Source organism: Streptomyces nigrescens, from assembly GCF_027626975.1.
Taxonomy (GTDB): Bacteria; Actinomycetota; Actinomycetes; order Streptomycetales; family Streptomycetaceae; genus Streptomyces; species Streptomyces nigrescens.
In genome coordinates, this window is record NZ_CP114203.1 from 7,420,905 (window position 1) to 7,445,764 (window position 24,860).

Consider the following 24,860-nt stretch of genomic DNA (forward strand, 5'->3'; position numbering starts at 1 on the left):
GCATGCGCATGGCCGTGACCGACACCGTGACCGAGCTCGAGGTCCACGACGTCCGCTTCCCCACCTCGGAGCAGCTCGACGGCTCGGACGCCATGAACCCGGACCCCGACTACTCCGCCGCCTATGTCGTGCTGCGCACCGGCAGCGGACCGCAGGGGCACGGCTTCTGCTTCACCATCGGGCGCGGCAACGAGGTCATGGCCGCCGCGATCCGGTCCCTCGCGCCCTACGTCGTCGGCCGCGCCGCCCCCGTCACCGCCGCCGGTCTCGCCGCCCTGCACCACGACCTCACCCACGACTCCCAGCTGCGCTGGCTCGGCCCCGAAAAAGGGGTGATGCAGATGGCGGCCGGGGCACTGGTCAACGCCGCCTGGGACCTGGCCGCGGGCCGGGCGGGGCTGCCCGTGTGGGAGTTCCTCGCCGCGCTGACGCCCGAGGAACTGGTCTCGCTCGTCGACTTCCGCTATCTGTCCGACGCCCTGACCCCCGAGGAGGCGCTGGCCCTCCTGCGCGCCGCCGAACCCGGCCGCGCCGAACGCGCCGCCCGCCTCAAGGCCGAGGGCTACCCCGCGTACACCACCTCGCCCGGCTGGCTCGGCTACGACGACACCAAGCTGGTGCGGCTGGCGAAGCAGGCGGTGGCCGACGGCTTCGGCCAGATCAAGCTCAAGGTGGGCGCCGACCTCGACGACGACAAGCGGCGGCTGCGGCTGGCCAGGGACGCGGTCGGCCCCGGCGTGCGGATCGCCGTCGATGCCAACCAGCGCTGGGACGTGGCCGAGGCGGTCCGCTGGATGACCGCGCTGGCGCCCTGGACCCCGCACTGGATCGAGGAGCCGACCAGCCCGGACGACGTCCTGGGGCACGCCGCGGTGCGCTCCGGACAGCCCGTCAAGGTCGCCACCGGAGAGCATGTCGCCAACCGGGTGGTCTTCAAGCAGCTGTTGCAGGCCGGCGCCGTGGACTTCGTACAGATCGACGCGGCGCGGGTCGCCGGGGTCAACGAGAACCTCGCGATCCTGCTGCTGGCCGCGAAGTACGGGGTACCGGTGTGCCCGCACGCCGGCGGGGTGGGGCTGTGCGAGCTGGTGCAGCATCTGGCGATGTTCGACTACGTGGCGGTGTCCGGGAGTTGGGAGGACCGGGTCATCGAGTACGTCGACCATTTGCACGACCACTTCAGCGACCCCGTCGTCATCGACCGCGGCCGCTACCGCGCCCCGACCGCGCCCGGCTTCTCGGCCCGGATGAAACCCGGTTCGGTCGCCGCCCACCGCTTTCCCGACGGGCCCGTGTGGCGCGCCCGTCAGCAGCCGCACGACCACCGGGGCGAGCAGGAGGTCACCGTATGAGCGACGCACCGCGGACCGGCCGCCACCCGGCCGACTTCGAGGGGATGGCCGCCCTCGTCACCGGCGGCGGCTCCGGCATCGGGGCGGCCACCGCCGCGCTGCTGCTGGCGCGCGGCGCGCGGGTCGCCGTCCTGGACCGGGACCCGGCCGGCGCGCCCGCCGGGGCGATCCCGGTCACGGCCGATGTGACCTCCGACGCCGCCGTACGGGCCGCCGTCGGCGAAGCGGTGGGGGAGCTGGGCGCCCTGCACACCCTCGTCGGCAACGCCGGGACCGGCGCCGTCGGCACCGTCGAGGACAACGACGACGCGGAGTGGAGCCGGGTCCTGGACGTCAATGTGCTGGGGCTGGTGCGCACCGCCCGCGCCGCGCTGCCGGCGCTGCGCCGCACCGCCGCAGGCGCCCCTGGCCGGGTCTCCATCACCCACACCTGCTCCATCGCCGCCACCGCGGGCCTGCCGCAGCGCGCGCTGTACGGCGCCAGCAAGGGCGCGGTGCTCTCGCTGACCCTCGCGATGGCCGCCGACCACCTCCGCGAGGGCATCCGCGTCAACTGCGTCAACCCGGGCACCGCCGACACCCCGTGGGTCGGCCGGCTGCTGGACCGCGCCGACGACCCGGTCGCCGAACGCGCCGCCCTCCACGCCCGCCAGCCGATGGGCCGGATGGTCACCGCCGACGAAGTCGCCGCCGCCATCGCCTCGTTGGCGTCCCCGTCCGCCTCCGGCATCACCGGGACGGCGCTCGCCGTGGACGGGGGGATGCAGGGGGTACGACTGCGGCCCGCAACGTGAACCGGGCCGTCCGGTCGCCCTTCGCCCGTCCGTACACCACGACCAAGGGACCACCCATGAGATTGCGTACGACCGGCGCGGCGGCCTGTGCCGCGGTGCTCGCCCTCGCCGCGCTCACCGGCTGCAACCGCGGCAGTGACACCGCGGGCGGCAGGATCGGCATCGATATGCCCCGTACGGACACCGACTTCTGGAACTCCTACCAGCAGTACCTGGAGAAGGACCTGGACGACGGCGGCCCGGCAGCGCTGCCGCTGTCCAACTCGCAGAACGACATCGCCAAGGTCGTCTCCAATGTGCAGGCGCTGACCGACCAGGGCGCCGGAGCGATCGTGATGGCACCGCAGGACACCGGCGCCATCTCCGCCGAGCTGCAGCGCCTGGCGGAGAAGAAGATCCCGGTGGTGAGCGTGGACACCCGCCCCGACGAGGGCAAGGTCTACATGGTCGTACGCGCCGACAACCGCGCCTACGGGGAGAAGTCCTGCGAATACCTCGGCCGGCAGTTGGGCGGCAAGGGGCGGGTGGCCGAACTCCAGGGTGATCTCAGCTCGGTCAACGGACGGGACCGCTCCGAGGCGTTCGCGGCCTGTATGAAGCGGAAGTTCCCGAAGATCACCGTGCATGAGCTGGCCACGGACTGGAAGGGCGAGGTCGCCTCCGCCAAGCTGCAGAGCCTGCTCGCCCAGCATCCGGACCTCAACGGCATCTACATGCAGGCCGGCGGCGCCTTCCTGCAGCCGACGCTCGCCCTCCTGGAGCAGAAGAAGCTGCTCCGGCCGGCCGGCTCCGACGGGCACATCACCATCATCTCCAACGACGGCATCCCGGACGAACTGGACGCGATCCGGGTCGGGAAGATCGACGCCACCCTCTCCCAGCCCGCCGACCTCTACGCCAAGTACGCGCTCCACTACGCCAAGGCCGGCCTGGACGGCAAGACCTTCAAGCCGGGGCCGACCGATCACGGCTCCACCATCGTGAAGATCAAGAACGGTCTGGAGGACCAGCTGCCGGCGCCCCTGGTCACCAAGGACACCGTGGACGACAAGAAGCTGTGGGCCAATCAGCTGGAAAAGAAGAAGTAGCGGCCGTGGAGACCCACGACCGGGCGGCGGCGGTGCACGCCGAGGGGATCGTCAAACGCTACGGGCCCACCGTCGCCCTCGACGGCGCCCGGCTGACCGTACGGCCCGGTGAGGCGCATGCCCTCGTCGGCCGCAACGGGGCCGGCAAATCCACCCTGGTGTCCGTGCTGACCGGTATGGAACGCCCGGACGCCGGCCGGGTCACCTTCGGTGGGGAACCGGCGCCCGGCTGGGGCGACACCGCCGCCTGGCAGCGCAGGGTCGCCTGCGTCTACCAGAAGTCGATGACCGTGCCGGAGCTGACCGTCGCGGAGAACCTCTACCTGGGCCGCTTCCAGGGCGCGCGCACCATCCGCTGGCGGGCGCTGCACACCCGCGCCCGCGAACTGCTCGCCGAGTACGGCGTCGAGGTCGACACCGCCGCCCGGATCCGGGATCTCGGCGTCGAACAGCGGCAGTTCGTGGAGATCGCCCGCGCGCTGTCCTTCGGCGCCCGGCTGATCATCCTCGACGAGCCCACCGCCCGGCTCGACGCGGGCGGCATCGACCGGCTCTTCGCCAAGCTGCGCGCGCTGCGCGCCCAGGGCGTGGCCTTCCTGTTCATCTCGCACCATCTGCAGGAGGTCCACGAGCTCTGCGACACCGTCACCGTCTTCCGTGACGCCCGGCATGTGCTGACCGCGCCCGTGCCGGGGCTGGCCAAGGACGCGCTGGTGGCGGCGATGACGGGGGAGGAGCCGGCCGCCGTACGGCAGCCGCGGCCGGGCGTGCGCCGGGCGGGCGAGCCGGTGCTGCGGACCGAGGCCCTGGCCGTGGACGGGCACTTCGCGCCGCTCGACCTGACCGTACGGGCCGGTGAAGTGGTGGGGCTCGCGGGCGCCACGGCCGGCGGGAGCACCGCGATCGGCGAGACCCTGGTGGGGCTGCGGACGCCGGACGCCGGACGGATCGCGGTGCGCGGGCGCCCGGTCCGTACGGGCAGCGTCCCGCACGCCCTCGACGCGGGCATCGGCTATGTCCCCGAGGACCGGCACCGCGAGGGGCTGATCCCGCACCGCAGCGTCGCCGAGAACGCCACCCTCACCGTCACCGGCCGGCTCGGGCCGATGGGCACCGTACTGCCCTCCCGGACCCGCGCGTTCGCCCGGCGGATGATCGAGGCCCTCGACATCAAGGCGACCGGGCCCGGCCAGCCGGTGTCCGGGCTCTCCGGCGGCAACCAGCAGAAGGTCGTGATCGCCCGTGCGCTGGCCCGTGAGCCCGCGGTGCTGGTCGCCATCCGGCCCACCAACGGCGTCGACGTCAAGTCCAAGGACGCGCTGCTGGGCGTCGTACGGGAGGTCGCGGACGGCGGCAGCGGCGCCGTGATCGTCTCCGACGAGCTGGACGACCTCCGGGTCTGCGACCGGGTGCTGGCGGTCTTCCACGGCCGGGTGACCGCCGAATTCCCGGCCGGCTGGCGCGACCACGAACTGGTCGCCGCGATGGAGGGGATGGCCGCCGGCGGCCGCGGTCAGCACCAGCCGCCCGGCACCGGCGGCGGCCGGGACGCCGCACCGGACTCACCGGGCAGGGAAGGAACGGAAGGGACCGCGTCATGACCGAGACCGCATCGCCGCCGGCCACCGACGCGGTGGACCGGCCGCCGCCGCGCCGCCGGCCCCGGATCGAGCCGGCCCGCTGGCGGGACTTCTCCCTGGTGCCGGTGATCTTCGTGCTGGGCGTCATCGGCTTCATCGTGTCGCCCGCGTTCCTCACCCAGGACAACCTCATCGGCGTCATCCAGCAGTCCACCGAGCTGGGCCTGCTGGTGCTCGGCGAGGCGCTGATCCTCATCAGCGGGCGGATGGATCTGTCGCTGGAGTCGACCATCGGCCTGGCGCCGGTGCTCGCCCTGTGGCTGGTGATGCCCGCGGACGGCGCCCGCTTCGCCGGGCTGGAGCTCTTCCCCGCCTGGACGGCGATCCCGCTCTGCCTGGCCGTGGGCGCGGCGGTCGGCGCCGCCAACGGCTTCCTCATCCTCACCCTGCGGGTCAACGGCTTCATCGCCACCCTCGGCATGCTCACCATGCTCCGCGGCCTGCAAGTGGGCATCTCCGAGGGCCGGTCCATCGGCAATGTGCCGGAGTCCTTCGCCTATCTGGGCAAGGCCGACTGGCTGGGCGTACCGGCCGCCGTCTGGATCTGCCTCGCCCTCTTCGCGCTCGGCGGCGCGGCCCTCGGCTACCTCCGGCACGGGCGGGCGCTGTACGCCATCGGCGGCAACCCGGAGGCGGCCCGCGCGGCCGGCATCCGGGTGGACCGGCTCACCTGGATCGTGCTGGCCCTCGGCGGGGTGCTCGCCGCCTTTGCGGGGATCCTCTACACCGGCCACTACGGCGCGGTCTCCGCGAGCCAGGGCAACGGCTGGATCTTCCAGGTCTTCGCCGCCGCGGTGATCGGCGGGATCGGCCTCAAGGGCGGCCGGGGCACCCTCTTCGGCGCGCTCACCGGCGTCCTCACGCTCCAGCTCGTGATCAATGTGATGACGCTGGGCGGGGTGCCACCACTGTGGACGCAGTTCCTCAACGGCGTGATCATCATCGTCGCGCTGGTCATCTCCCGCTTCACCAGCGGCGAGAAGCAGGACTGAGGCCCGCCATGCGCTATCCCCCTTACGGGCCACGGGAGTTGGGACGTACCGGTGTCACCGTCCCGCCCCTGGGGCTGGGCTGTGCACCGCTCGGCAACCTCTACCGCGCCGTCCCGGAGGAGCAGGCCCGCGAGGTCGTCCACACCGCCCTCGCCACCGGCGCCGGCTACTTCGACACCGCACCCCACTACGGCGTGGGCCTGTCCGAGGAGCGCCTCGGCCGGGCGCTGCGCGGCCACGACCGCGCCTCCTACACCCTCTCCACCAAGGTCGGCCGCCGGCTGCGCCCGCTCGCCCCGGGGGAACGCGCGGCGGGCGAGGGCTTCGTGGACACCCCCGCGCGGGCCCGCGTACGGGACCTCTCCCGCGACGGCATCCGCGCCACCCTCGACGCGTCCCTGACGCGGCTCGGGGTGGACGCCGTCGACATCGTCTATCTGCACGACGTCGAGGACCAGCTGCGCGAGGTGTACGAGACGGGCTTCCCGGCCCTTGCGGAGCTGCGCGCACAGGGGGTGGTCCGGGCCATCGGATTCGGGATGAACCACAGCGCTCCGCTGGCCCGTCTGGTCGCCGACCTCGATGCCGACGTGGTGCTCTGCGCCGGCCGCTGGACCCTGCTGGAGCGCACCGCCGCCGGTGATCTGCTGCCGGTCTGCGCCCGCCGCGGCACCTCGGTGGTCGTCGGCGGCGTCTACAACTCCGGCCTGCTGGCCGACCCCTCACTCGGAGCGCCCTACAACTACGCCCCGGCCCCGGCCCCGTTGCTCGACCGCGCGCGTCAACTTGCCGCCTGCTGCGCAGAGTTCAATATCCCCCTCAAAGCGGCGGCGCTCCGCTTCCCTTTCGGACACCCTGCCATCGCCGCGGCCGTTGTCGGCGCCGCCACACCGGAGGAGATGGCCGAGAACGCGAGGCTGTTCACCCAGCAGATCCCGGACGAGCTGTGGCATACGCTCGTCGCCCGCGGCCTGCTCGACCCCGATCTGCCGCTGCCCCTGAACGACTGAGCCCGACCCCGGAGCGCGCCCCTGATGCGTATCGACGCCCATCACCACCTGTGGGACCTCAGCCGGCGGGAACAGCCCTGGATGGACGGGCCCTGGGCCGATCCGATCCGCCGCGGCTACGCGCTGTCCGACCTCACTCCTCATCTGGCCGAGCACGGCATCGACGGCACGGTCCTCGTCCAGTCGTCGTCCTCGTACGAGGAGACCGCCGAACTCCTCGCCCTCGCGGTGGGGGACGGCCCGGTCGCCGGTGTCGTCGGCTGGGCCGACCTCCGCGACCCGGCGCTCGCCGAGGTCCTCGCGGCGCTGCCCGCCGGTCTGGTCGGCATCCGCCACCAGGTGCAGGACGAACCGGACCCCGACTGGCTCACCCGCCCGGACGTGCTGCGCGGCCTGGGCGCCCTGGCCGGCGCCGGGCTGGTCTACGACCTGCTGGTCACCCCGCGCGAACTGCCCGCCGCACACACCGCGGTACGCGCCCTGCCCCAGCTTGCCTTTGTGCTGGACCATGCCGGCAAACCGCCGGTCGTCACGGGGGAGTGGCAGCCGTGGGCGGACGCCGTCACCGCCCTCGCCGCGCTCCCGAACGTCAGCTGCAAGCTGTCCGGGCTGGTCACCGAGGCGGACCGGGAAGCCTGGCGGCCGCAGCAGATCCTGCCCTACGCCCGGCACGTCCTGGACGCCTTCGGCCCCGGCCGGATGATGTTCGGCTCCGACTGGCCGGTGTGCACCCTGGCCGCCGGCTACGAGGACGTCGTGGCGCTCGCGGAGGCGGCCACCGGGCAGCTCGCGGCTGCGGAGCGGTCGGACGTCTTCGGGGGAACGGCCGGGCGGGTCTACGGGATCGGGACGCCGCCGGCACCCGCGCTCCCGGGCCGCTGACGTGGCGTCCGGATTCCGCCAGCCCAGGCCCCCGCCGCGCCGGAGGATCTAGTCGTACCGCGGGAAAGCCCCCGCGACCCGGTGACGCACCCGCGCCATCCCGTGGATTCCGCACGGCTGCGCCCGGCCACGGACGACTCGATACGAAGGTGATGACGATGACGGCGACGGCGACGACGGCGGCGACGACGGAGGCGGGGGACGGCACCCGGCCGCTCACCGGCAAGGCGGCCCTGGTGACCGGCGGGAGCCGGGGGATCGGCCGGGCGATCGCGCTGCGGCTGGCCGCCGACGGGGCGGCGGTGGCCCTGACCTACCGGAACGGGCAGGACCGGGCCGAACAGGTCGTCAAGGAGATCGAGCGGGCAGGCGGACAGGCCTGGGCCGTCCGGGCCGACTGCGGGGACGCGGAAGCGGTGTGGGCCTCGGTGGCCGGCACCGTCGACCGCTTCGGGCGGCTGGACATCCTGGTGAACAACGCCGGCGTCGGTGTGATCGGACCGTTCGAGGGGATCTCCCTCGACGATGTCGACCGGGTCCTGGGGACCAACGTCCGGGCGCCGTTCCTGGCGGCGCAGGCCGCGGCCGCGCATCTGACCGAGGGCGGCCGGATCATCTCCATCGGCAGCTGTATGGCCGAGCGGGTGGCCTTCCCCGGCGGCACCCTCTACGCCACCAGCAAGGCCGCGCTCACCGGCCTGACCAAGACCCTGGCCAGGGAACTGGGGCCGCGCGGCATCACCGCCAACCTCGTGCACCCGGGCCCCATCGACACCGATATGAACCCCGCCGACGGCGAGAGCGCGGCGATGCAGGCCGGGTTCACCGCGCTGGGGGCGTACGGCCGGGCCTCGGACGTCGCGGCGACCGTGGCCCATCTGGCGGGCGACGGCGGGCGGTACATCACGGGCGCCTCGATCGCCGTGGACGGAGGCTTCGCGGTCTGACCCAGGGCGCGGCGGCGGTGCCGGCCGGTCTCACAGCGAGGCGCGCAGCCACTGCTCCACGCTCGCGATGTGCACCGTCGCCCAGGCCCGCGCCGCCTCCGCGTCCCGGTCGCGCAGCGCGCCGAGGATCGCCCGGTGCTCGGTGAGGGTGCGGGCCACCGCATCCTTCTGGGTCAGTCCCCGCCAGACCCTGGCCCGGGTGGTCGGCCCGGACAGCCCCTCCAGCAGCGAGCAGAGCACGGAGTTGCCGGACGCCGCGACGATCCCGCGGTGGAACTCCAGATCACAGGCGACCAGATCCTCGACCGAGGGGCTCGGCCCCAGCGCGTTCAACTGGGCCTCCAGGGCGTCGAGTTCCTCCAGGCCTATCCGGCCGGCCGCCATCGCCGTGGCGGCCGGCTCCAGGATCCGGCGGACGGCGAGGAACTCCAGCACCGTGTCGTCGCGGTGGAAGTCCACCACGAAACTCATCGCCTCCAGCAGGAGTTGCGGATCGAGGCTGGTGACATAGGTGCCGTCGCCCTGGCGCACATCCAGGATGCGGATGAGGGAGAGCGCGCGCACCGCCTCGCGCAGTGAGTTGCGGGACAGTCCGAGCTCGGAAGCCAGCTCGCTCTCCTTCGGCAGCCGGTCGCCCGGCCGCAGCGCCCCGGAGACGATCATGCCCTTGATCTTCTCGATGGCCTCGTCGGTGACCGCCATGCCGACCTCCCCGCTGGACCCGCCCGGATACCGTCCCAGACATCCGATGTCTCGGCTCATTATGACCGGTCACGGCGGCCCCAGCCGCTCCCGTACGCGGCCCAGTCCTCCTCCGTGGCGGCGAAGTCGACATACAGCGCCGTTCCGAACCGCCGGCGGCCCGGGTCCTCACGGGTCAGCCCCAGACGTATGCCCCGGACCGCGGCCCGCACCGTCTCCGCCGAGGCGTGATGGCCGACGCTCTCGGTGTGGAAGAACGGCAGCCCCATCAGCAGATCGGTGTGCGGCCCCGTCGCCGCCAGCGCCAGCCGGGTCTGCTGCGCCACATAGCCGCCGTAGAGGCTCTCGGCCGGCAGTCCGGTGTCGTACGACATCAGCGCGATCTGGTCGACCCGGCGCGCCACCTGACCGAAGAACCGCTGGGATATCCACTTGCGGTGGCCCGTCAGCGCCCCGCTGACCGTGTGCAGTCCGGGCAGCGGATCGATCTGGTGGACCGCGACGGACAGCACCGCTCCCCGGCCCCGGACCGCGGGCCCGAGCCGGTCCAGCAGCCGCAGATAGTCGGTGTTGCCGGAGTGCAGCGGCTCCAGATCGAGATGCACGCCGGCGAACCCGGCCGCCAGCACCTGACGGGCACTGGCCACGATCGCCGCACGGGCCGAGGCGTCCGACAGCCGGAGCCCGCCCCGCTCACCCGGCGCGTACACCAGCCGGTCGCCCAGCCAGGCGTGCACCCGCACCGACGGCAGCGCGCGGTGCAGCGCGGAGAGCAGCCAACGGGCCCGCGGGTAGGCCGCGCGGGCCGGCGGCAGGGTGCCGTCGTGCTCCAACGGCCCGGCGTGGACGTACAGATCACGGATGCCGGAGCCCTGGAGACGCCGGCGCAGCGCCGCGACGTCGGAGGCGTCCCGCCGGCCGTCCACCCAGGCATGGCCGAGCCAGAGCGCGTCGCGCCCGCGGGTCGTGGCCTGCGGAGCCGCCTCGCCCGCGTACTGGGCGCGCAGCGCCGTCCCCGCCAGTGTCACCGGCAGCACGATCAGCACGGCGACCGTCCAGGCCGCCCACTTCACCACCCGCCGCCATCGTGGCCGCGCCATCGTCACCCCCCGTTGATGCGTTCCGGTCCACATCATCGCAGCCGCCACTGACAGTGACCGCCGACGGCCGCCCCGCCCGGCTCCGCCCCTCCCGACACGGCGATGGGGCGGCCCCGTGGACCGCCCCATCGTCACTCGCTGCACGCGCCCTGGCGTGCCGTCAGCTGTTCAGCCGTTCTCAGCCGTGGTCCGCCGGCGTCACTCCGCCAGCATGTCCTTGACCTTGGTCCGGACGTCCTCCGAGTCGAGGCCCCGGATCATCAGGGTCGTACGGCGGCGCAGCACATCGTCGACCGTCTCGGCCCACTCGTGGTCGCGGGCGTAGGCGACCTGCGCCCAGATCTCCGGGGCGTCGGGGTGGATGCGCTCGGCCAGCGCCGGGTTCTCGTTCGCCAGCCGGGCGATGTCGAAGGACAGCGAGCCGTAGTGGGTGGCGAGGTGCCGCGCGGTCTCCGGGGCCATCCGCGGGCCGGGCGTACCGCCGTCGACGAGCAGCCGGTGCGCGACCGCGTTCGGGTTGGCGATACCGGGCAGCGGGAGCTTCTTCGGCAGATGCGCGATCGGCTCCATGTCCTCGGCCAGCGGGTGGCCGGGCAGCGCGGCCAGCTTGTTCATGACCGTACGGCCGATGTGGCGGAAGGTCGTCCACTTGCCGCCGGCGACCGACAGCATGCCGCCGCTGCCCTCGGTGACGACCGTCTCGCGCTTGGCCTTGGAGGTGTCGCCGGGGCCGCCGGGCAGCACCCGCAGACCCGCGAAGGAGTAGGTGATCAGATCGCGGGACAGCTGCTGGTCGCGGATGGAGAAGGCGGCCTCGTCCAGGATCTGGGCGGTGTCCTTCTCGGTGACCGAGACATCCGCCGGGTCACCCTCGAACTCCTCGTCCGTGGTGCCCAGCAGCAGCATGTCCTCCCAGGGGAGGGCGAAGGTGATGCGGTACTTGTCGATCGGGGTGGCCAGCGCGGCCTTCCAGGGCGCGGTCCGCTTCAGGACCAGGTGGGCGCCCTTCGACAGCCGGATGGAGGGGGCCGCGTTCGCGTCCTCCATCTTGCGCAGGTGGTCCACCCACGGGCCGGTGGCGTTGAGCACCAGGCGGGCGTTGACGCCGAACTCCTCGCCCTCCATCCGGTCCTTGAGCTCCGCGCCGGTGACCCGTCCCTGGGTGAAGCGCAGACCGGTGACCTCGGCGTGGTTGAGGACCGTGGCGCCGGCCGCGGCCGCCGCGCGGACGGTCATCAGGGCCATCCGGGAGTCGTTCATCTGGTCGTCGCCGTACACGGCAACGGCCTTGAGGTTGTCCGTCCGCAGCTCCGGAACGTCGCGCTGCGCCTTGGCCGGGGATATGACATGGCCGACGCCGTCGCCGAACGCGGACAGCGCGGAGTAGGCGAAGACACCCGCGCCGAGCTTGGCCGCGCCGTGCGGGCCGCCCTTGTAGACGGGCAGGTAGAAGGTCAGGGGGTTGGCGAGGTGCGGTGCCACCTGGCGGGAGACCGCACGCCGCTCGAAGTGGTTCTCCGCCACGAGCTTGACCGCGCCGGTCTGCAGGTAACGCAGGCCGCCGTGCAGCAGCTTGGAGGAGGCGGAGGAGGTGGCGCCGGCGAAGTCACCGGCGTCCACCAGGGCAACCCGCAGCCCGGCCTGTGCGGCGTGCCAGGCGGTGGAGATGCCCAGGATGCCGCCGCCGATCACCAGGAGGTCGTACGTCGCCTTGGAAAGCTGCTCCCGGGTCTCGGCACGGCTCGCGTGCGAACCACTGGCCGGGTGCGTCCCGAGTGCCGGGACGCTCTGCAGGGTGCTCATGTTTACTCCTCGTCCTCGATCCAGCCCATGGTCCGCTCGACGGCCTTGAGCCAGCTCTTGTACTCGCGGTCACGGGTGGCCGCATCCATCCGGGGGGTCCACTCGGCGGCCCGGCGCCAGTTGGCGCGCAGCTCGTCGGTGCTGGACCAGAAGCCGACGGCCAGTCCGGCCGCGTAGGCAGCGCCGAGGCAGGTCGTCTCGGCGACCATCGGGCGCACCACAGGGGCGTCCAGGAAGTCCGAGATGGTCTGCATCAGCAGGTTGTTGGAGGTCATCCCGCCGTCGACCTTGAGCGCGGTCAGCTCGACACCGGAGTCCTTGGTCATGGCGTCGGTGATCTCGCGGGTCTGCCAGGCGGTGGCCTCAAGTACGGCGCGCGCGATGTGCGCCTTGGTGACATAGCGGGTCAGGCCCGCGATGACACCGCGCGCGTCCGAGCGCCAGTAAGGGGCGAACAGGCCGGAGAAGGCCGGCACGAAGTACGCGCCGCCGTTGTCCTCGACCGTGCTGGCCAGGGTCTCGATCTCGGCCGCGCTGTTGATGAGCCCCATCTGGTCGCGCATCCACTGGACGAGCGAGCCGGTGACGGCGATGGAGCCTTCCAGGGCGTAGACCGGCTGCTGGTCGCCGATGCGGTAGCCGACCGTGGTCAGCAGCCCGTTGTAGGAGTTGACCGGCTCGTGGCCGGTGTTCATCAGCATGAAGGTGCCGGTGCCGTACGTGGACTTGGCCTCGCCCTGCTCGAAGCAGGTCTGGCCGAACAGCGCGGCCTGCTGGTCACCGAGCGCCGAGGCGACCGGGACACCGGCCAGCACACCGCTGGTGGTGCGGCCGTAGACCTCGGCGGACGACTTGATCTCCGGCAGCACGGCCGCCGGGATCTCCATCGACGTGAGGATCTTCGGGTCCCACTCCAGGCGGTGGAGGTTCATCAGCATGGTGCGCGAGGCGTTGGTGACGTCGGTGACGTGCACGCCGCCGTCGACGCCGCCGGTGAGGTTCCAGATGACCCAGGAATCCATCGTGCCGAAGAGGATGTCGCCGCGCTCGGCGCGCTCGCGCAGGCCCTCGACGTTGTCGAGCAGCCAGCGGATCTTCGGGCCGGCGAAGTAGGAGGCCAGCGGCAGGCCGGTCTCGCGGCGGAAGCGGTCCTGGCCGACGTTGCGGCCGAGCTCCTTGCAGAGCGCGTCGGTACGGGTGTCCTGCCAGACGATGGCGTTGTGGACCGGCTCACCGGTGGTGCGGTCCCACAGCACGGTGGTCTCGCGCTGGTTGGTGATACCGATCGCCTTGACGTCGGCGGCGGTGAGCCCGGCCTTGTGCACGGCGCTGTCGACGACCTGCTGGACGTTGGTCCAGATCTCGGTGGCGTCGTGCTCCACCCAGCCCGGCTTCGGGAAGATCTGCTCGTGCTCCTTCTGGTCGACCGAGACGATCCGGCCGTCCTTGTCGAAGACGATGCAGCGGCTGGACGTGGTGCCCTGGTCGATGGCCGCGATGAACGGGCCGTGGCCGTGCGAGGAGGTGCTGGGGGTGTCGCTCATGGGTTGCTCCAAGAAGTCTGTGCGGGCGGAGTCGGGGCGGTCAGGCGGCTCAGGCGAACGCCACCTGGTAGATGCCCCCGGCGATGGCTCCGCCGATCAGCGGGCCGACGACCGGGATCCAGGCGTAGCCCCAGTCTGAACCGCCCTTGTTCCGCAGCGGCAGAAGTGCGTGCACGATGCGCGGACCGAGGTCACGGACCGGGTTGATGGCGTACCCGGTCGGACCGCCCAGCGACAGACCGATGCCGGTGACGACCAGCGCGACCAGCAGCGTGCCGATGACGCCGACGCCCTTGCCGTTGTCGCTCAGCCCGAGGGTGAGGATCGACAGCACGAGCACGACGGTGGCGATGATCTCGGTGAGCAGGTTCTGCGCCACGTTCCGGATCTCCGGGCCGGTGGAGAAGATGCCGAGGACCGGTCCGGCCTTCGGCGCGGCCGACTGGTCGACCATGCCCTCTTCACCGGTGTGGTCCGCCAGGACCTCGGGGTCACTCAGGTGGGCCTGGAACTGCCCCATGTAGGTGATCCACACCAGGACCGCGCCGATCATGGCGCCGAGCATCTCGCCGGCCAGGTAGACCGGCACCTGGCTCCACTCGATGCCGCCCTGAATGGCGATGCCGATGGTGACCGCAGGGTTGAGGTGTGCGCCGGACTTCGCGGCGATATAGGCACCCGTGAGGACGGCGAAGCCCCACCCGAAGGCGATGGCGACCCATCCGGCGTTGAACGCCTTGGAGCGCTTGAACGTGACGGCGGCGCAGACGCCACCGCCGAGCAACAGCAGAACAGCGGTACCGATGGTCTCGCTGATGAAGATGTCGGAGCTGGACACCCGCGACTCCTTTGTCCTTCGTCCAGGGGAAGGCGAACCCCGGGTCCCGTCCGGTGGTCCGCGCCCTCCTAGAGGGCGGTGGTCGGCCCGCGGCAATGCCCCACCATAGCGAATATTGCCGTTAGGTGTTCGACAATGCCGACCGACGAACGGCAGTTTTGTTCACCGGTAGAACCCCGTCAAGGGTTCCGTGGCGAAAAACTTAGGTGAGCTTATGGTGTGAAACCGGTCAGAATCGCCCTGCACCAAGATCCCGGGACACAGCGCGTGCGCAATCCCTCACAGCAGCGATGATTTCCGGCCGCAGCTCGCCGTCCTGGCACACCCGCTCCACCGCTCCCGTGACCCCCACCGCACCCACCGGCATCCGCCGCCGGTCATGGATCGGCGCGGCCACCGAGGCCACGCCCTCCCAGGTCTCCTCCACGTCCGCCGCCCAGCCCCGTGCGCGGGTCAGGTCCAGCAGCCCTTCGAGATCCCCCAGCCCGGTCATCGTGCGCGGGGTGAACGCCTCCCGGTCCGCCTCGACGATCTCGCTGTGCGCCACCGGGTCGTACGCCGAGAGCACCTTGCCCAACGCCGTGCTGTGCAGCGGCTGCATCGCGCCCACCTCCAGCACCTGCCGGCTGTCGTCCGGCCGGAAGACGTGGTGGACGATCAGTACGCCCTGCTGGTGCAGGACGCCCAGGTAAACCGCCTCGCCGCTGGAGCGGGCCAGGTCGTCGGTCCATACGAGGGCGCGGGCGCGCAGCTCGTGCACGTCCAGGTAGCTGTTGCCCAGCCGCAGCAGCTCCGCGCCCAGCTGATAGCGGCCGGAGGCGGCGTCCTGCTCGACGAAGCCCTCCTGCTGCAGGGTGCGCAGTATCCCGTGGGCGGTGCCCTTGGCCAGTCCCAGGGAGGAGGAGATGTCGGAGAGCCCCAGCCGCCGTTCCCCTCCCGCGAGCAGCCGCAGCATCGCTGCGGCGCGCTCCAGCGACTGGATGGTGCGTGCCATCGGGCAACCTCCGAAGTTAGCGGTTCGACAATGCTGAACGATATCGGTCCATGCCGACTGAAGTCAGCGATCTGTAGTTTCTTGAGTGAGTGCACGGGAGTCTGCCAACGATCACGGATCGTGCAGGCAAGGGGGTGGAGCGGTGCTGTCCAGGGCGTGAAACGGGGAACACGTGTACCGGACCGGCAGCTACGCTGGCCGGGTGCGCCCTCTGAAGGAGGGTGCAAAGCCGACAGCCGTCGCAACCACGGGAGCATCTCCATGGCCTCGAACACGCCATCGTCCGACAGCACGTCCCGCATCGCCTCGTTCCGCGAGGCCCTGGCCTCGCGGGTGGTGGTCGCGGACGGCGCGATGGGCACCATGCTGCAGGCGCAGGATCCGTCCATGGAGGACTTCCAGCAGCTGGAGGGCTGCAACGAGATCCTCAACATCACCCGGCCCGACATCGTGCGGTCGGTCCACGAGGAGTACTTCGCGGTCGGCGTCGACTGCGTGGAGACCAACACCTTCGGCGCGAACTTCGCCGCACTGGCCGAGTACGACATCCCCGAGCGGGTCTTCGAGCTGTCGGAGTCCGGTGCGCGCATCGCCAGGGAGGTCGCCGACGAGTTCACGGCCTCGACCGGGCAGCAGCGCTATGTGCTCGGGTCGATGGGCCCCGGCACCAAGCTCCCGACCCTGGGCCACGCCCCGTACGTCACCCTGCGCGACGCCTACCAGCAGAACGCCGAGGGCATGATCGCCGGCGGTGCGGACGCGCTGCTGGTGGAGACCACCCAGGACCTGCTGCAGACCAAGGCCGCCATCCTCGGCGCCCGCCGCGCCCTGCAGGCCACCGGCACCGACCTCCCGGTGATCTGCTCGGTCACCGTCGAGACGACCGGCACCATGCTGCTGGGCTCGGAGATCGGCGCGGCGCTGACGGCGCTGGAGCCGCTGGGCATCGACATGATCGGTCTGAACTGCGCGACCGGCCCGGCCGAGATGAGCGAGCATCTGCGCTACCTGGCCCGCCACTCCCGCGTCCCGATCGCGTGCATGCCCAACGCCGGGCTGCCGGTCCTGGGCAAGGACGGCGCGCACTACCCGCTGACCGCCGCCGAGCTGGCCGACGCGCAGGAGACCTTCGTCGGCGAGTACGGCCTGTCGCTGGTCGGCGGCTGCTGCGGCACCACCCCCGAGCATCTGCGCCAGGTCGTCGAGCGGGTCCGCGGGGTCACCCCGCCGGCGCGCCAGGTGCGCCCCGAGCCGGGTGCCGCCTCGCTCTACCAGACGGTCCCCTTCCGCCAGGACACCTCGTACCTCGCGATCGGTGAGCGGACCAATGCCAACGGTTCGAAGAAGTTCCGTGAGGCGATGCTGGAGGGGCGCTGGGACGACTGTGTGGAGATGGCCCGCGACCAGATCCGCGAGGGCGCCCACATGCTCGACCTGTGCGTCGACTACGTCGGCCGGGACGGCGTCGCGGACATGGAGGAGCTGGCCGGCCGTTTCGCCACCGCCTCCACCCTGCCCGTGGTGCTGGACTCCACGGAGCTGAACGTCATCCAGGCCGGCCTGGAGAAGCTCGGCGGCCGCGCGGTGATCAACTCCGTCAACTATGAGGACGGGGACGGGCCCGAGTCGCGGTTCGCGAAGGTCACGGCGCTGGCGGCCGAGCACGGTGCGGCGCTGATCGCGCTGACCATCGACGAGGAGGGCCAGGCCCGCACCGTCGAGCACAAGGTCGCCATCGCCGAGCGGCTGATCGAGGATCTGACCGGCAACTGGGGTGTGCACGAGTGCGACATCCTCATCGACTGTCTGACCTTCACCATCTGCACCGGCCAGGAGGAGTCCCGCAAGGACGGCATCGCCACCATCGAGGCGATCCGGGAGCTGAAGAAGCGTCACCCGGACGTCCAGACCACCCTGGGCCTGTCGAACATCTCCTTCGGTCTGAACCCGGCCGCCCGGATCGTGCTGAACTCCGTGTTCCTGGACGAGTGCGTCAAGGCCGGTCTGGACTCGGCGATCGTGCACGCGAGCAAGATCCTGCCGATCGCGCGCCTGGAGGAGGAGCAGGTCAAGGCCGCCCTCGACCTGATCTACGACCGGCGCAGCGAGGGCTATGACCCGCTGCAGAAGCTGATGGAGCTGTTCGAGGGCGTCAACACCAAGTCGATGAAGGCCGGCCGGGCCGAGGAGCTCCTGGCGCTGCCCCTGGACGAGCGCCTCCAGCGGCGCATCATCGACGGTGAGAAGAACGGCCTGGAGGCGGACCTCGACGAGGCGCTGAAGGAACGGCCCGCGCTCGGCATCGTCAACGACACCCTCCTGGAGGGCATGAAGGTCGTCGGCGAGCTGTTCGGCTCCGGTCAGATGCAGCTGCCGTTCGTGCTGCAGTCCGCGGAGGTCATGAAGAGCGCGGTGGCCTACCTGGAGCCGCACATGGAGAAGTCCGACGACGAGGGCAAGGGCACCATCGTGCTGGCCACCGTCCGCGGCGACGTCCATGACATCGGCAAGAACCTCGTCGACATCATCCTGTCCAACAACGGCTACAACGTCGTCAACCTCGGCATCAAGCAGCCGGTCTCGGCGATCCTGGAAGCCGCCGAGGAGCACCGGGCCGATGTCATCGGGATGTCCGGACTCCTGGTCAAGTCCACGGTGATCATGAAGGAGAACCTGGAGGAGCTCAACCAGCGCAAGATGGCGGCCGACTTCCCCGTCATCCTGGGCGGCGCCGCCCTCACCCGTGCCTACGTCGAGCAGGACCTGCACGAGATCTACGAGGGCGAGGTCCGCTACGCCCGGGACGCCTTCGAGGGCTTGCGCCTGATGGACGCCCTGATCGCGGTCAAGCGCGGGGTGCCCGGCGCCAGCCTCCCCGAGCTCAAGCAGCGCCGGGTGCCCAAGCGGGACACCGCCGTGCTGGAGGTCGAGGAGCCCGAGGGCGCGGTGCGCTCCGACGTGGCCATCGACAACCCCGTCCCGGCGCCGCCGTTCTGGGGCACCCGGGTCGTCAAGGGCATCCAGCTGGCCGACTACGCCTCCTGGCTGGACGAGGGTGCGCTGTTCAAGGGCCAGTGGGGCCTCAAGCAGGCCCGCACCGGCGAGGGGCCGACGTACGAGGAGCTGGTGGAGACCGAGGGCCGCCCCCGGCTGCGCGGCTGGCTCGACAAGCTGCAGACCGAGAACCTGCTGGAAGCCGCCGTCGTGCACGGCTACTTCCCCTGTGTGTCCAAGGGCGAGGACCTGATCCTGCTGCACGAGGACGGCACCGAGCGCACCCGCTTCACCTTCCCCCGTCAGCGCCGCGGCCGGCGGCTGTGCCTGGCCGACTACTTCCGCCCGGAGGAGTCGGGTGAGACCGATGTCGTCGGGCTGCAGGTCGTCACCGTCGGCTCGAAGATCGGCGGCGCCACCGCCGAGCTCTTCGAGGCCAACTCCTACCGCGACTACCTCGAACTGCACGGCCTGTCCGTCCAGTTGGCCGAAGCGCTCGCCGAGTACTGGCACGCCCGGGTCCGGGCCGAGCTGGGCTTCGCCGGCGAGGACCCCGACGACGTCGAGGACATGTTCGCGCTCAAGTACCGTGGCGCGCGCTTCTCGCTGGGCTACGGTGCCTGCCCCGACCTGGAGGACCGCGCCAAGATCGCCGACCTGCTGAAGCCGGAGCGGATCGGGGTCGAGCTCTCCGAGGAGTTCCAGCTCCACCCCGAGCAGTCCACCGATGCCATCGTCATCCACCACCCGGAAGCCAAGTACTTCAACGCGCGGTAGCGGGCGGAAGCCCGCCGGAGGCGCCGTGTTGCCTCCGGTCACGGCAGCAACACGGGGTAACTCTGCGTGAGCATGCCAGGGCCGTCCCGGGTTTCCTCCCGGAACGGCCCTGACCTGTATCACCACGCATTCCGGCGCGTACCGTCGTACACTTATCGGTCCGGTGGCGGCCGGTCGTTTCCCCAGCTGGGGATGGCGACCGGCCCTTTCGTCCCTTGGGGGACGTCGTAACGGAGGTGGATGGATGACCAGCAGCATCCCCGCAGTCGGCACCCGCACGGCCGAAGCCGCGACCCTCCAGGCCGTCTTCCTCGATCTGGACGGCACCCTGGTCGACACCGAGGGCTTCTGGTGGGAGGCGGAGGCGGAGGTCTTCGCCGAGCTCGGGCACATCCTCGACGACGCACACCGTGAGGTCGTGGTCGGTGGTCCGATGACCCGCAGCGCCGGCTATCTGATTCAGGCCACCGGCGTCGACATCAGCCTGACCGAGCTCAGCGTGCTGCTCAACGCGGCCTTCCTGGCCCGGATCGGACGCGGCGTCCCGCTGATGCCGGGCGCCCGCAGGCTGCTGGCCGAGCTGGCCGCCCATGGCGTGCCCACCGCGCTGGTCTCCGCCTCGCACCGTGCCATCGTCGACCAGATGCTGCACTCGCTCGGCCCGGAGAACTTCCGGCTGACCCTGGCGGGCGACGACCTGGAGCGCACCAAACCGCACCCCGACCCGTATCTGACGGCCGCCGCGCGGCTGGGGGCGGACCCGGAGTGCTGTGCGGTCATCGAGGACACCCTGACCGGTGTGACGGCGGGGGAGGCGGCGGGCTGCCCGGTCGTCGCGGTGCCCTCGGTGACGCCGATCCCGCCCGCCCTGGGGCGTACGGTCGTGCGCTCACTGGAAGAAGTCGATCTGCCATTTCTCCGAACGCTCATCACGGAAAGCCGTGGAACCGTGCACTGAGCGTGCTCCGGGAAAGGCACCGGGAACCGAGGGGAGCGGCCCGCTCATTTTCCGTGACGAATGCAATGACTGAATTGCCGCTTCGTCATGGATCCTTGAACGCGTGACGTTTCTCACGTGCCGGGCCGTCGACAGCGGACTCCTCAGGTGTTCCAGGGGGCCTCTGGAGTGGTTTCCGCGGGGGTAAGTGTCCGGATTGGTGGAGCAACGTGTGAATCGTTCCACCGTCCGGATATCGATCAGGTTGCATCGTTATCCAGGTGCCATATCGAGACAACTCCTTTGCGTCTCAGCGCGGCTGGCCGTTCCTACTAATGTCGACGCGGGCAACATTGCTGCGCTGATAAGGAACCTGCCGACGATGAATCGCAAGACCCTGGTGCTGCCGGCGCTGGCCGGTCTCCTCGCCCCCGTCCTCGCCGCCTGTGGCAGCTCGGACAGTGCCGGCGAGGGTGTCGATCCGATCGTCGTGGGGGTCGCCACTCCTATCGAGGCGACCAAGGCGGCGCCCGCTCCGCTCGACCCGTCGCAGGCCTACGACGTCGACGCATGGAACGTCATGCGCAGCACCCTGCAGACGCTGATGCGGCTGCCGCGGTCCGGTACCGCTCCGGTGCCCGAGGCCGCCGAGTCCTGCGGCTTCCGCGACACCCAGAACGAGCAGTACCGCTGCACCCTGCGCAGCGGCCTGAAGTTTTCGAACGGGCATGCGCTGACGGCACAGGACGTCAAGTTCTCCATCGACCGCATGAAGACCATCAACAACACCAATGGTCCGGTGCCGCTGCTCGACGGCATCGACAAGGTCGAGGCGCCCAGTGACAGCGAGGTGGTCTTCCACCTCAAGAAGCCGGACGCCACCTTCCCGCAGAAGCTCACCACGCCCGCCGCGTCCATCGTCGACCCCGAGGTCTACCCCAAGGGGCGCCTCTACAGTGGCTTCGACGTGGTCGGCTCCGGCCCGTACACCCTCAAGGTACAGCGCAGCGGCAAGCGCATCGCCAAGGCCGTCTTCACCAAGAACCCCACCTACAAGGGCGGGGTGAAGGTGAAGAACGACAAGGTCGAGATGCGCTTCTTCAACGACTCGGCCTCCACGGAGAAGGCGCTGCGCAAGGGCAGCGTCGACGTGATGAACCGCGGTCTGTCGCCCGACCAGGTCAGGGGCCTGGAGAACGCCCGCGACAAGGGCATCATGCTCCAGGAGCAGCCGGGCCAGGAGATCCGCTACCTCGCCTTCAACACCAAGGACCCGGCCGTCTCCAACAAGGCCGTGCGGCAGGCGATGGCGCAGATCGTCAACCGCTCGGACCTGGTGCGGAACGTCTACTCCTACACCGGCGACCCGCTCTTCTCGATGGTGCCCACGGGCCTCACCGGCCACATCAACTCCTTCTTCAACAAGTACGGGAACCCCAGCGCCGCGGCCGCCCGCAAGACGCTGCGGGAGGCGAACATCACCTCTCCGGTGAAGTTCACCCTCACGTACACCACGAGCCACTACGGCTCCAGCACCGCCAAGGAGGTCCGTGCGGTGCAGAGCCAGCTCAACAACACCAAGCTGTTCGACGTCAGCATCAAGGGTGTCGACAGCTGGCAGCAGTTCCGGACCGAGGCCCTGGACGGCAAGTACTCCGTCTACAACATGGGCTGGTTCCCCGACATCCCGGATGCCGACAACTACATCGCGCCGTTCATCGGCAAGCAGAACTTCCTCGGCTCGCCCTACCGCAACGGCAAGATCGAGTCGCAGCTGATCCCGTCCAGCCGCCAGCAGTCCGACCGCAACGCCGCGGGCTCCGACTTCAAGCAGGCGCAGGACATCCTCGCCGACGACGTACCGCTCCTCCCGCTGTGGCAGGGCAAGCAGTACGTCGCAGCGCGCGATGACATCACGGGCCTCGAGTGGGCCCTCAACTCCGCCTCGGGCCTCCAGATCTGGGAGCTCAGCCGCGGCGTCGCCGACTGAGCCGGCGGAGGCGACCCATGCAGCACCCCACCACCGCCGCGGCTTCCCCGCCGCGGCCCGACAGGCACGACCCAGAACGTGAGGACCGTTTAGTGAGGAAGCGTGACCAGTGGCTGGCCGCCCCGATCGGAGCGGGGCTGGCAACAGCTCTGCTCGCGGTCGCCGGGTGCGGCACTGACGACTCGGAAGCCGCCGGCAACGGCGAGCCCGTGGTCATGGGAATGACGGACAAGGTCGTGTCCACCGACCCCGCGGCCGGTTACGAGCCCGGCTCCTGGCTGTTGTTCAACAACGTCTTCCAGTCCCTGCTGAGCTTCCCCAAGGGAGGCACCACCCCCGAGCCGGAAGCCGCCGAGCGCTGCGGCTTCACCGACAGGGAGAGCAAGGTCTACCGCTGCACCCTGAAGGGCGGCCTCACCTTCAGCAACGGCGACAAGCTGACGTCCAAGGACGTCAAGTACTCCTTCGACCGCACCCGGCGCATCAAGGACAAGAGCGGCCCCGCCGTGATGTTCTCCGCGCTCGACAAGGTCGAGACCCCGGACTCCAAGACCGTGGTCTTCCACCTCAAGTCGCCCGACGCGACCTTCCCCATGAAGATAGCCTCGGGCGCCGGCTCCATCGTCGACCACGCCGAGTACCCCGCCGACCGGCTGCGTACCGATGGCAAGGCCGTCGGCTCCGGTGTCTACACCCTCAAGGACTACAGCTCCCAGAAGGCCGTCTTCGCCGTCAACGGCTCCTACAAGGGCCCGGCCAAGGTCAAGAACTCCGGGATGACCGTGAAGTTCTTCAACGCCGCCGACAAGCTCAAGAAGGCCGTCGAGGGCGGCGATGTCGATGTCGCCTACCGTGGTCTGTCCATGAAGGACATCGCGGCGCTGAACAACGCCTCGCTGGAGCAGCAGCACGGCACCCAGGTCGTGGAGGGCGCCAGCGCCGAGGTCATGCACCTGGTGTTCAACCTCAAGGACCCGGTCGCCGGCAAGCTGGGCGTCCGCAAGGCGATCGCCTACCTCCTGGACCGCTCCACCCTCGTCCGGGACGTCTACCAGCGCACCGCGGTGCCGCTGTACTCCATCGTCCCGGCCGGCATCACGGGCCACAGCACCTCCTTCTTCAACACCTACGGCGACCGCCCGAAGCCCGACAAGGCGAAGGACGCGCTGCGCTCCGCCGGCCTCAACGGCAAGGTGCGGCTCACGCTGTGGGCCACCCCCGACCGCTACGGCCCCGGCACCGTCCCGGCCTTCGAGGAGATCGCCCAACAGCTCAACGCCAGCGGGCTGTTCGACGCCAAGGTGCGCACCCTGCCCACCAAGGAGTACGAGCAGGGCATGGCCGACGGCAAGTTCGGCGTCTACGTCAAGGGCTGGATCCCCGACTATCCGGACCCCGACAACTTCACCGCGCCGTTCTTCGGCAAGGACAGCGTGGTGGCCAACAACTACACCTCGCCCACCATCACCGGCCAGCTGCTGCCCAAGACGGCCGACCAGCCGAACCGCGGCGCCACCAAGGACCACTTCCGGGAGCTGCAGGACATCGTCGCCGAGGACGTGCCGATGATCCCGATCTGGCAGGGCAAGCAGTACGCGGTGGCCCGGGACGGGGTATCCGGCCTGCAATGGACCCTGGACCCCTCGACCGTCTTCCGTTTCTGGGAGATCAGCAAGGCGACCGACGCCTGACCGGACCCGCACACCACGGCGGGGCCGGCCCGGGGAATCTTCCCGGGCCGGCCCCGCCGTCGTTCGTCTGCCGGGCCGTCAGGGCCCCGCCGGCTATGCGCGGCCGGCTACTGCGCGCCGGGGCGCACCAGCCCGCTCTCGTACGCGTACACCGCCGCCTGCACCCGGTCGCGCAGCCCCAGCTTCGTCAGCACATGGCCCACATGCGTCTTGACGGTGGTCTCGCTCACGAACAGATCCGCGGCGATCTCCGCATTCGACAACCCGCGGGCCACCAGCTTCAGCACCTCCACCTCGCGCTCGGTGAGGGTGTGCAGAGTGTCCGGCACCGGCTCCTCGCCCGACGGCAGATGCCCGGCGTACTTGTCGAGCAGCCGACGGGTGATGCTCGGTGCGAGCATCGCCTCGCCCGCCGCCACCACCCGGATCGCCTGCACCAGCTCATTGGCCGGCGCGTCCTTGAGCAGAAAGCCGCTCGCCCCCGCCCGCAGCGCCTCGACGACATACTCGTCCAGGTCGAAGGTCGTCAGGACCAGCACCTTCGCCGGGCCGTCCTTCGCCGGACCGGTGATCTGCCGGGTCGCCTCGACACCGTCCATCCGGGGCATCCGGATGTCCATCAGCACCACATCGGGCTGCAGCGCCCGCACCTGCTCCAGTGCCTGGAGACCGTCACCGGCCTCCCCGACGACCGCCAGATCCTGCTCCGCCTCCAGAATCATCCGGAATCCCGTACGCAACAGGGGCTGGTCGTCGACCAGCAGGACGCGGATGGCCACGAGCTC

Annotated in this window: 19 protein-coding genes; 12 read left to right on the forward strand and 7 right to left on the reverse strand. The window is 70.7% G+C overall.

All coding sequences use genetic code 11. From position 1 onward, the window contains the following. The first annotated feature begins 8 nt into the window (after positions 1-8). From STRNI_RS32855 to STRNI_RS32890, 8 genes are all read left to right on the forward strand, one after another. Positions 9-1,352: an enolase C-terminal domain-like protein gene (locus tag STRNI_RS32855; RefSeq protein ID WP_277412537.1), complete on the forward strand. Its 1,344-nt coding sequence runs from the start codon at positions 9-11 to the stop codon at positions 1,350-1,352. After that, on the forward strand, positions 1,349-2,146 hold the full coding sequence (locus STRNI_RS32860; protein WP_018087799.1) for an SDR family NAD(P)-dependent oxidoreductase: 798 nt from the start codon (positions 1,349-1,351) through the stop codon (positions 2,144-2,146). Before STRNI_RS32855 ends, STRNI_RS32860 begins: the two co-directional genes overlap by 4 nt. A 56-nt stretch (positions 2,147-2,202) precedes the next feature. Further along, positions 2,203-3,234 carry a sugar ABC transporter substrate-binding protein gene (locus STRNI_RS32865; RefSeq protein ID WP_277412538.1) on the forward strand — a complete coding sequence of 344 codons (1,032 nt, stop codon included), beginning with the start codon at positions 2,203-2,205 and terminating at the stop codon, positions 3,232-3,234. A gap of 5 nt (positions 3,235-3,239) precedes the next feature. Then, complete coding sequence (locus tag STRNI_RS32870) at positions 3,240-4,835, forward strand: sugar ABC transporter ATP-binding protein (RefSeq protein WP_277412539.1); 1,596 nt, start codon at positions 3,240-3,242, stop codon at positions 4,833-4,835. Beyond that, entirely contained in the window at positions 4,832-5,866 is a 1,035-nt protein-coding gene (locus STRNI_RS32875) for an ABC transporter permease (RefSeq protein WP_277412540.1), read from the forward strand. The genes STRNI_RS32870 and STRNI_RS32875 overlap by 4 nt, the downstream gene beginning before the upstream one ends. A gap of 8 nt (positions 5,867-5,874) precedes the next feature. Further along, positions 5,875-6,876 carry an aldo/keto reductase gene (locus STRNI_RS32880; RefSeq protein ID WP_274734691.1) on the forward strand — a complete coding sequence of 334 codons (1,002 nt, stop codon included), beginning with the start codon at positions 5,875-5,877 and terminating at the stop codon, positions 6,874-6,876. Between the two features lie 24 nt (positions 6,877-6,900). Beyond that, positions 6,901-7,758: an amidohydrolase family protein gene (locus STRNI_RS32885; RefSeq protein ID WP_274734690.1), complete on the forward strand. Its 858-nt coding sequence runs from the start codon at positions 6,901-6,903 to the stop codon at positions 7,756-7,758. A 158-nt stretch (positions 7,759-7,916) separates the two neighbouring features. Beyond that, positions 7,917-8,705, forward strand: a complete 789-nt coding sequence (locus STRNI_RS32890; RefSeq protein WP_277412541.1) for an SDR family NAD(P)-dependent oxidoreductase — start codon at positions 7,917-7,919, stop codon at positions 8,703-8,705. Between the two features lie 30 nt (positions 8,706-8,735). Here the strand turns inward: STRNI_RS32890 and STRNI_RS32895 are convergent, their stop codons facing one another. From STRNI_RS32895 to STRNI_RS32920, 6 genes are all read right to left on the reverse strand, one after another. After that, entirely contained in the window at positions 8,736-9,407 is a 672-nt protein-coding gene (locus STRNI_RS32895; RefSeq protein ID WP_018087792.1) for a FadR/GntR family transcriptional regulator, read from the reverse strand. Between the two features lie 59 nt (positions 9,408-9,466). Further along, complete coding sequence (locus STRNI_RS32900; RefSeq protein ID WP_266449412.1) at positions 9,467-10,507, reverse strand: glycoside hydrolase family 18 protein; 1,041 nt, start codon at positions 10,505-10,507, stop codon at positions 9,467-9,469. 198 nt (positions 10,508-10,705) lie between these two features. After that, positions 10,706-12,310, reverse strand: a complete 1,605-nt coding sequence (locus tag STRNI_RS32905; protein WP_093647831.1) for a glycerol-3-phosphate dehydrogenase/oxidase — start codon at positions 12,308-12,310, stop codon at positions 10,706-10,708. Between the two features lie 2 nt (positions 12,311-12,312). After that, positions 12,313-13,854: a glycerol kinase GlpK gene (gene glpK / locus STRNI_RS32910; RefSeq protein ID WP_018087789.1), complete on the reverse strand. Its 1,542-nt coding sequence runs from the start codon at positions 13,852-13,854 to the stop codon at positions 12,313-12,315. 49 nt (positions 13,855-13,903) lie between these two features. Continuing rightward, entirely contained in the window at positions 13,904-14,692 is a 789-nt protein-coding gene (locus STRNI_RS32915) for an MIP/aquaporin family protein (RefSeq protein WP_018087788.1), read from the reverse strand. A 229-nt stretch (positions 14,693-14,921) separates the two neighbouring features. Next, a complete protein-coding gene (locus STRNI_RS32920) occupies positions 14,922-15,686 on the reverse strand; it encodes an IclR family transcriptional regulator (RefSeq protein ID WP_093647830.1) in 765 nt (254 codons plus the stop codon). A gap of 261 nt (positions 15,687-15,947) precedes the next feature. On the opposite strand from STRNI_RS32920, the gene metH reads away from it, so the two are divergent. The 4 genes from metH (at position 15,948) to STRNI_RS32940 (ending at position 24,075) form a co-directional block, all read left to right on the forward strand. Beyond that, positions 15,948-19,457, forward strand: a complete 3,510-nt coding sequence (metH, locus tag STRNI_RS32925; RefSeq protein ID WP_159490019.1) for a methionine synthase — start codon at positions 15,948-15,950, stop codon at positions 19,455-19,457. A gap of 244 nt (positions 19,458-19,701) precedes the next feature. Further along, a complete protein-coding gene (locus STRNI_RS32930) occupies positions 19,702-20,415 on the forward strand; it encodes an HAD family hydrolase (RefSeq protein ID WP_159490017.1) in 714 nt (237 codons plus the stop codon). 361 nt (positions 20,416-20,776) lie between these two features. After that, positions 20,777-22,384 (forward strand): ABC transporter substrate-binding protein, encoded by a 1,608-nt coding sequence (locus tag STRNI_RS32935; protein ID WP_018087784.1) that lies wholly within the window; start codon positions 20,777-20,779, stop codon positions 22,382-22,384. Between the two features lie 92 nt (positions 22,385-22,476). Beyond that, entirely contained in the window at positions 22,477-24,075 is a 1,599-nt protein-coding gene (locus tag STRNI_RS32940; protein ID WP_018087783.1) for an ABC transporter substrate-binding protein, read from the forward strand. A gap of 107 nt (positions 24,076-24,182) precedes the next feature. On the opposite strand, the gene STRNI_RS32945 is transcribed toward STRNI_RS32940, so the two are convergent. Further along, positions 24,183-24,854: a response regulator gene (locus STRNI_RS32945; RefSeq protein ID WP_018087782.1), complete on the reverse strand. Its 672-nt coding sequence runs from the start codon at positions 24,852-24,854 to the stop codon at positions 24,183-24,185. Positions 24,855-24,860: the final 6 nt, after the last annotated feature.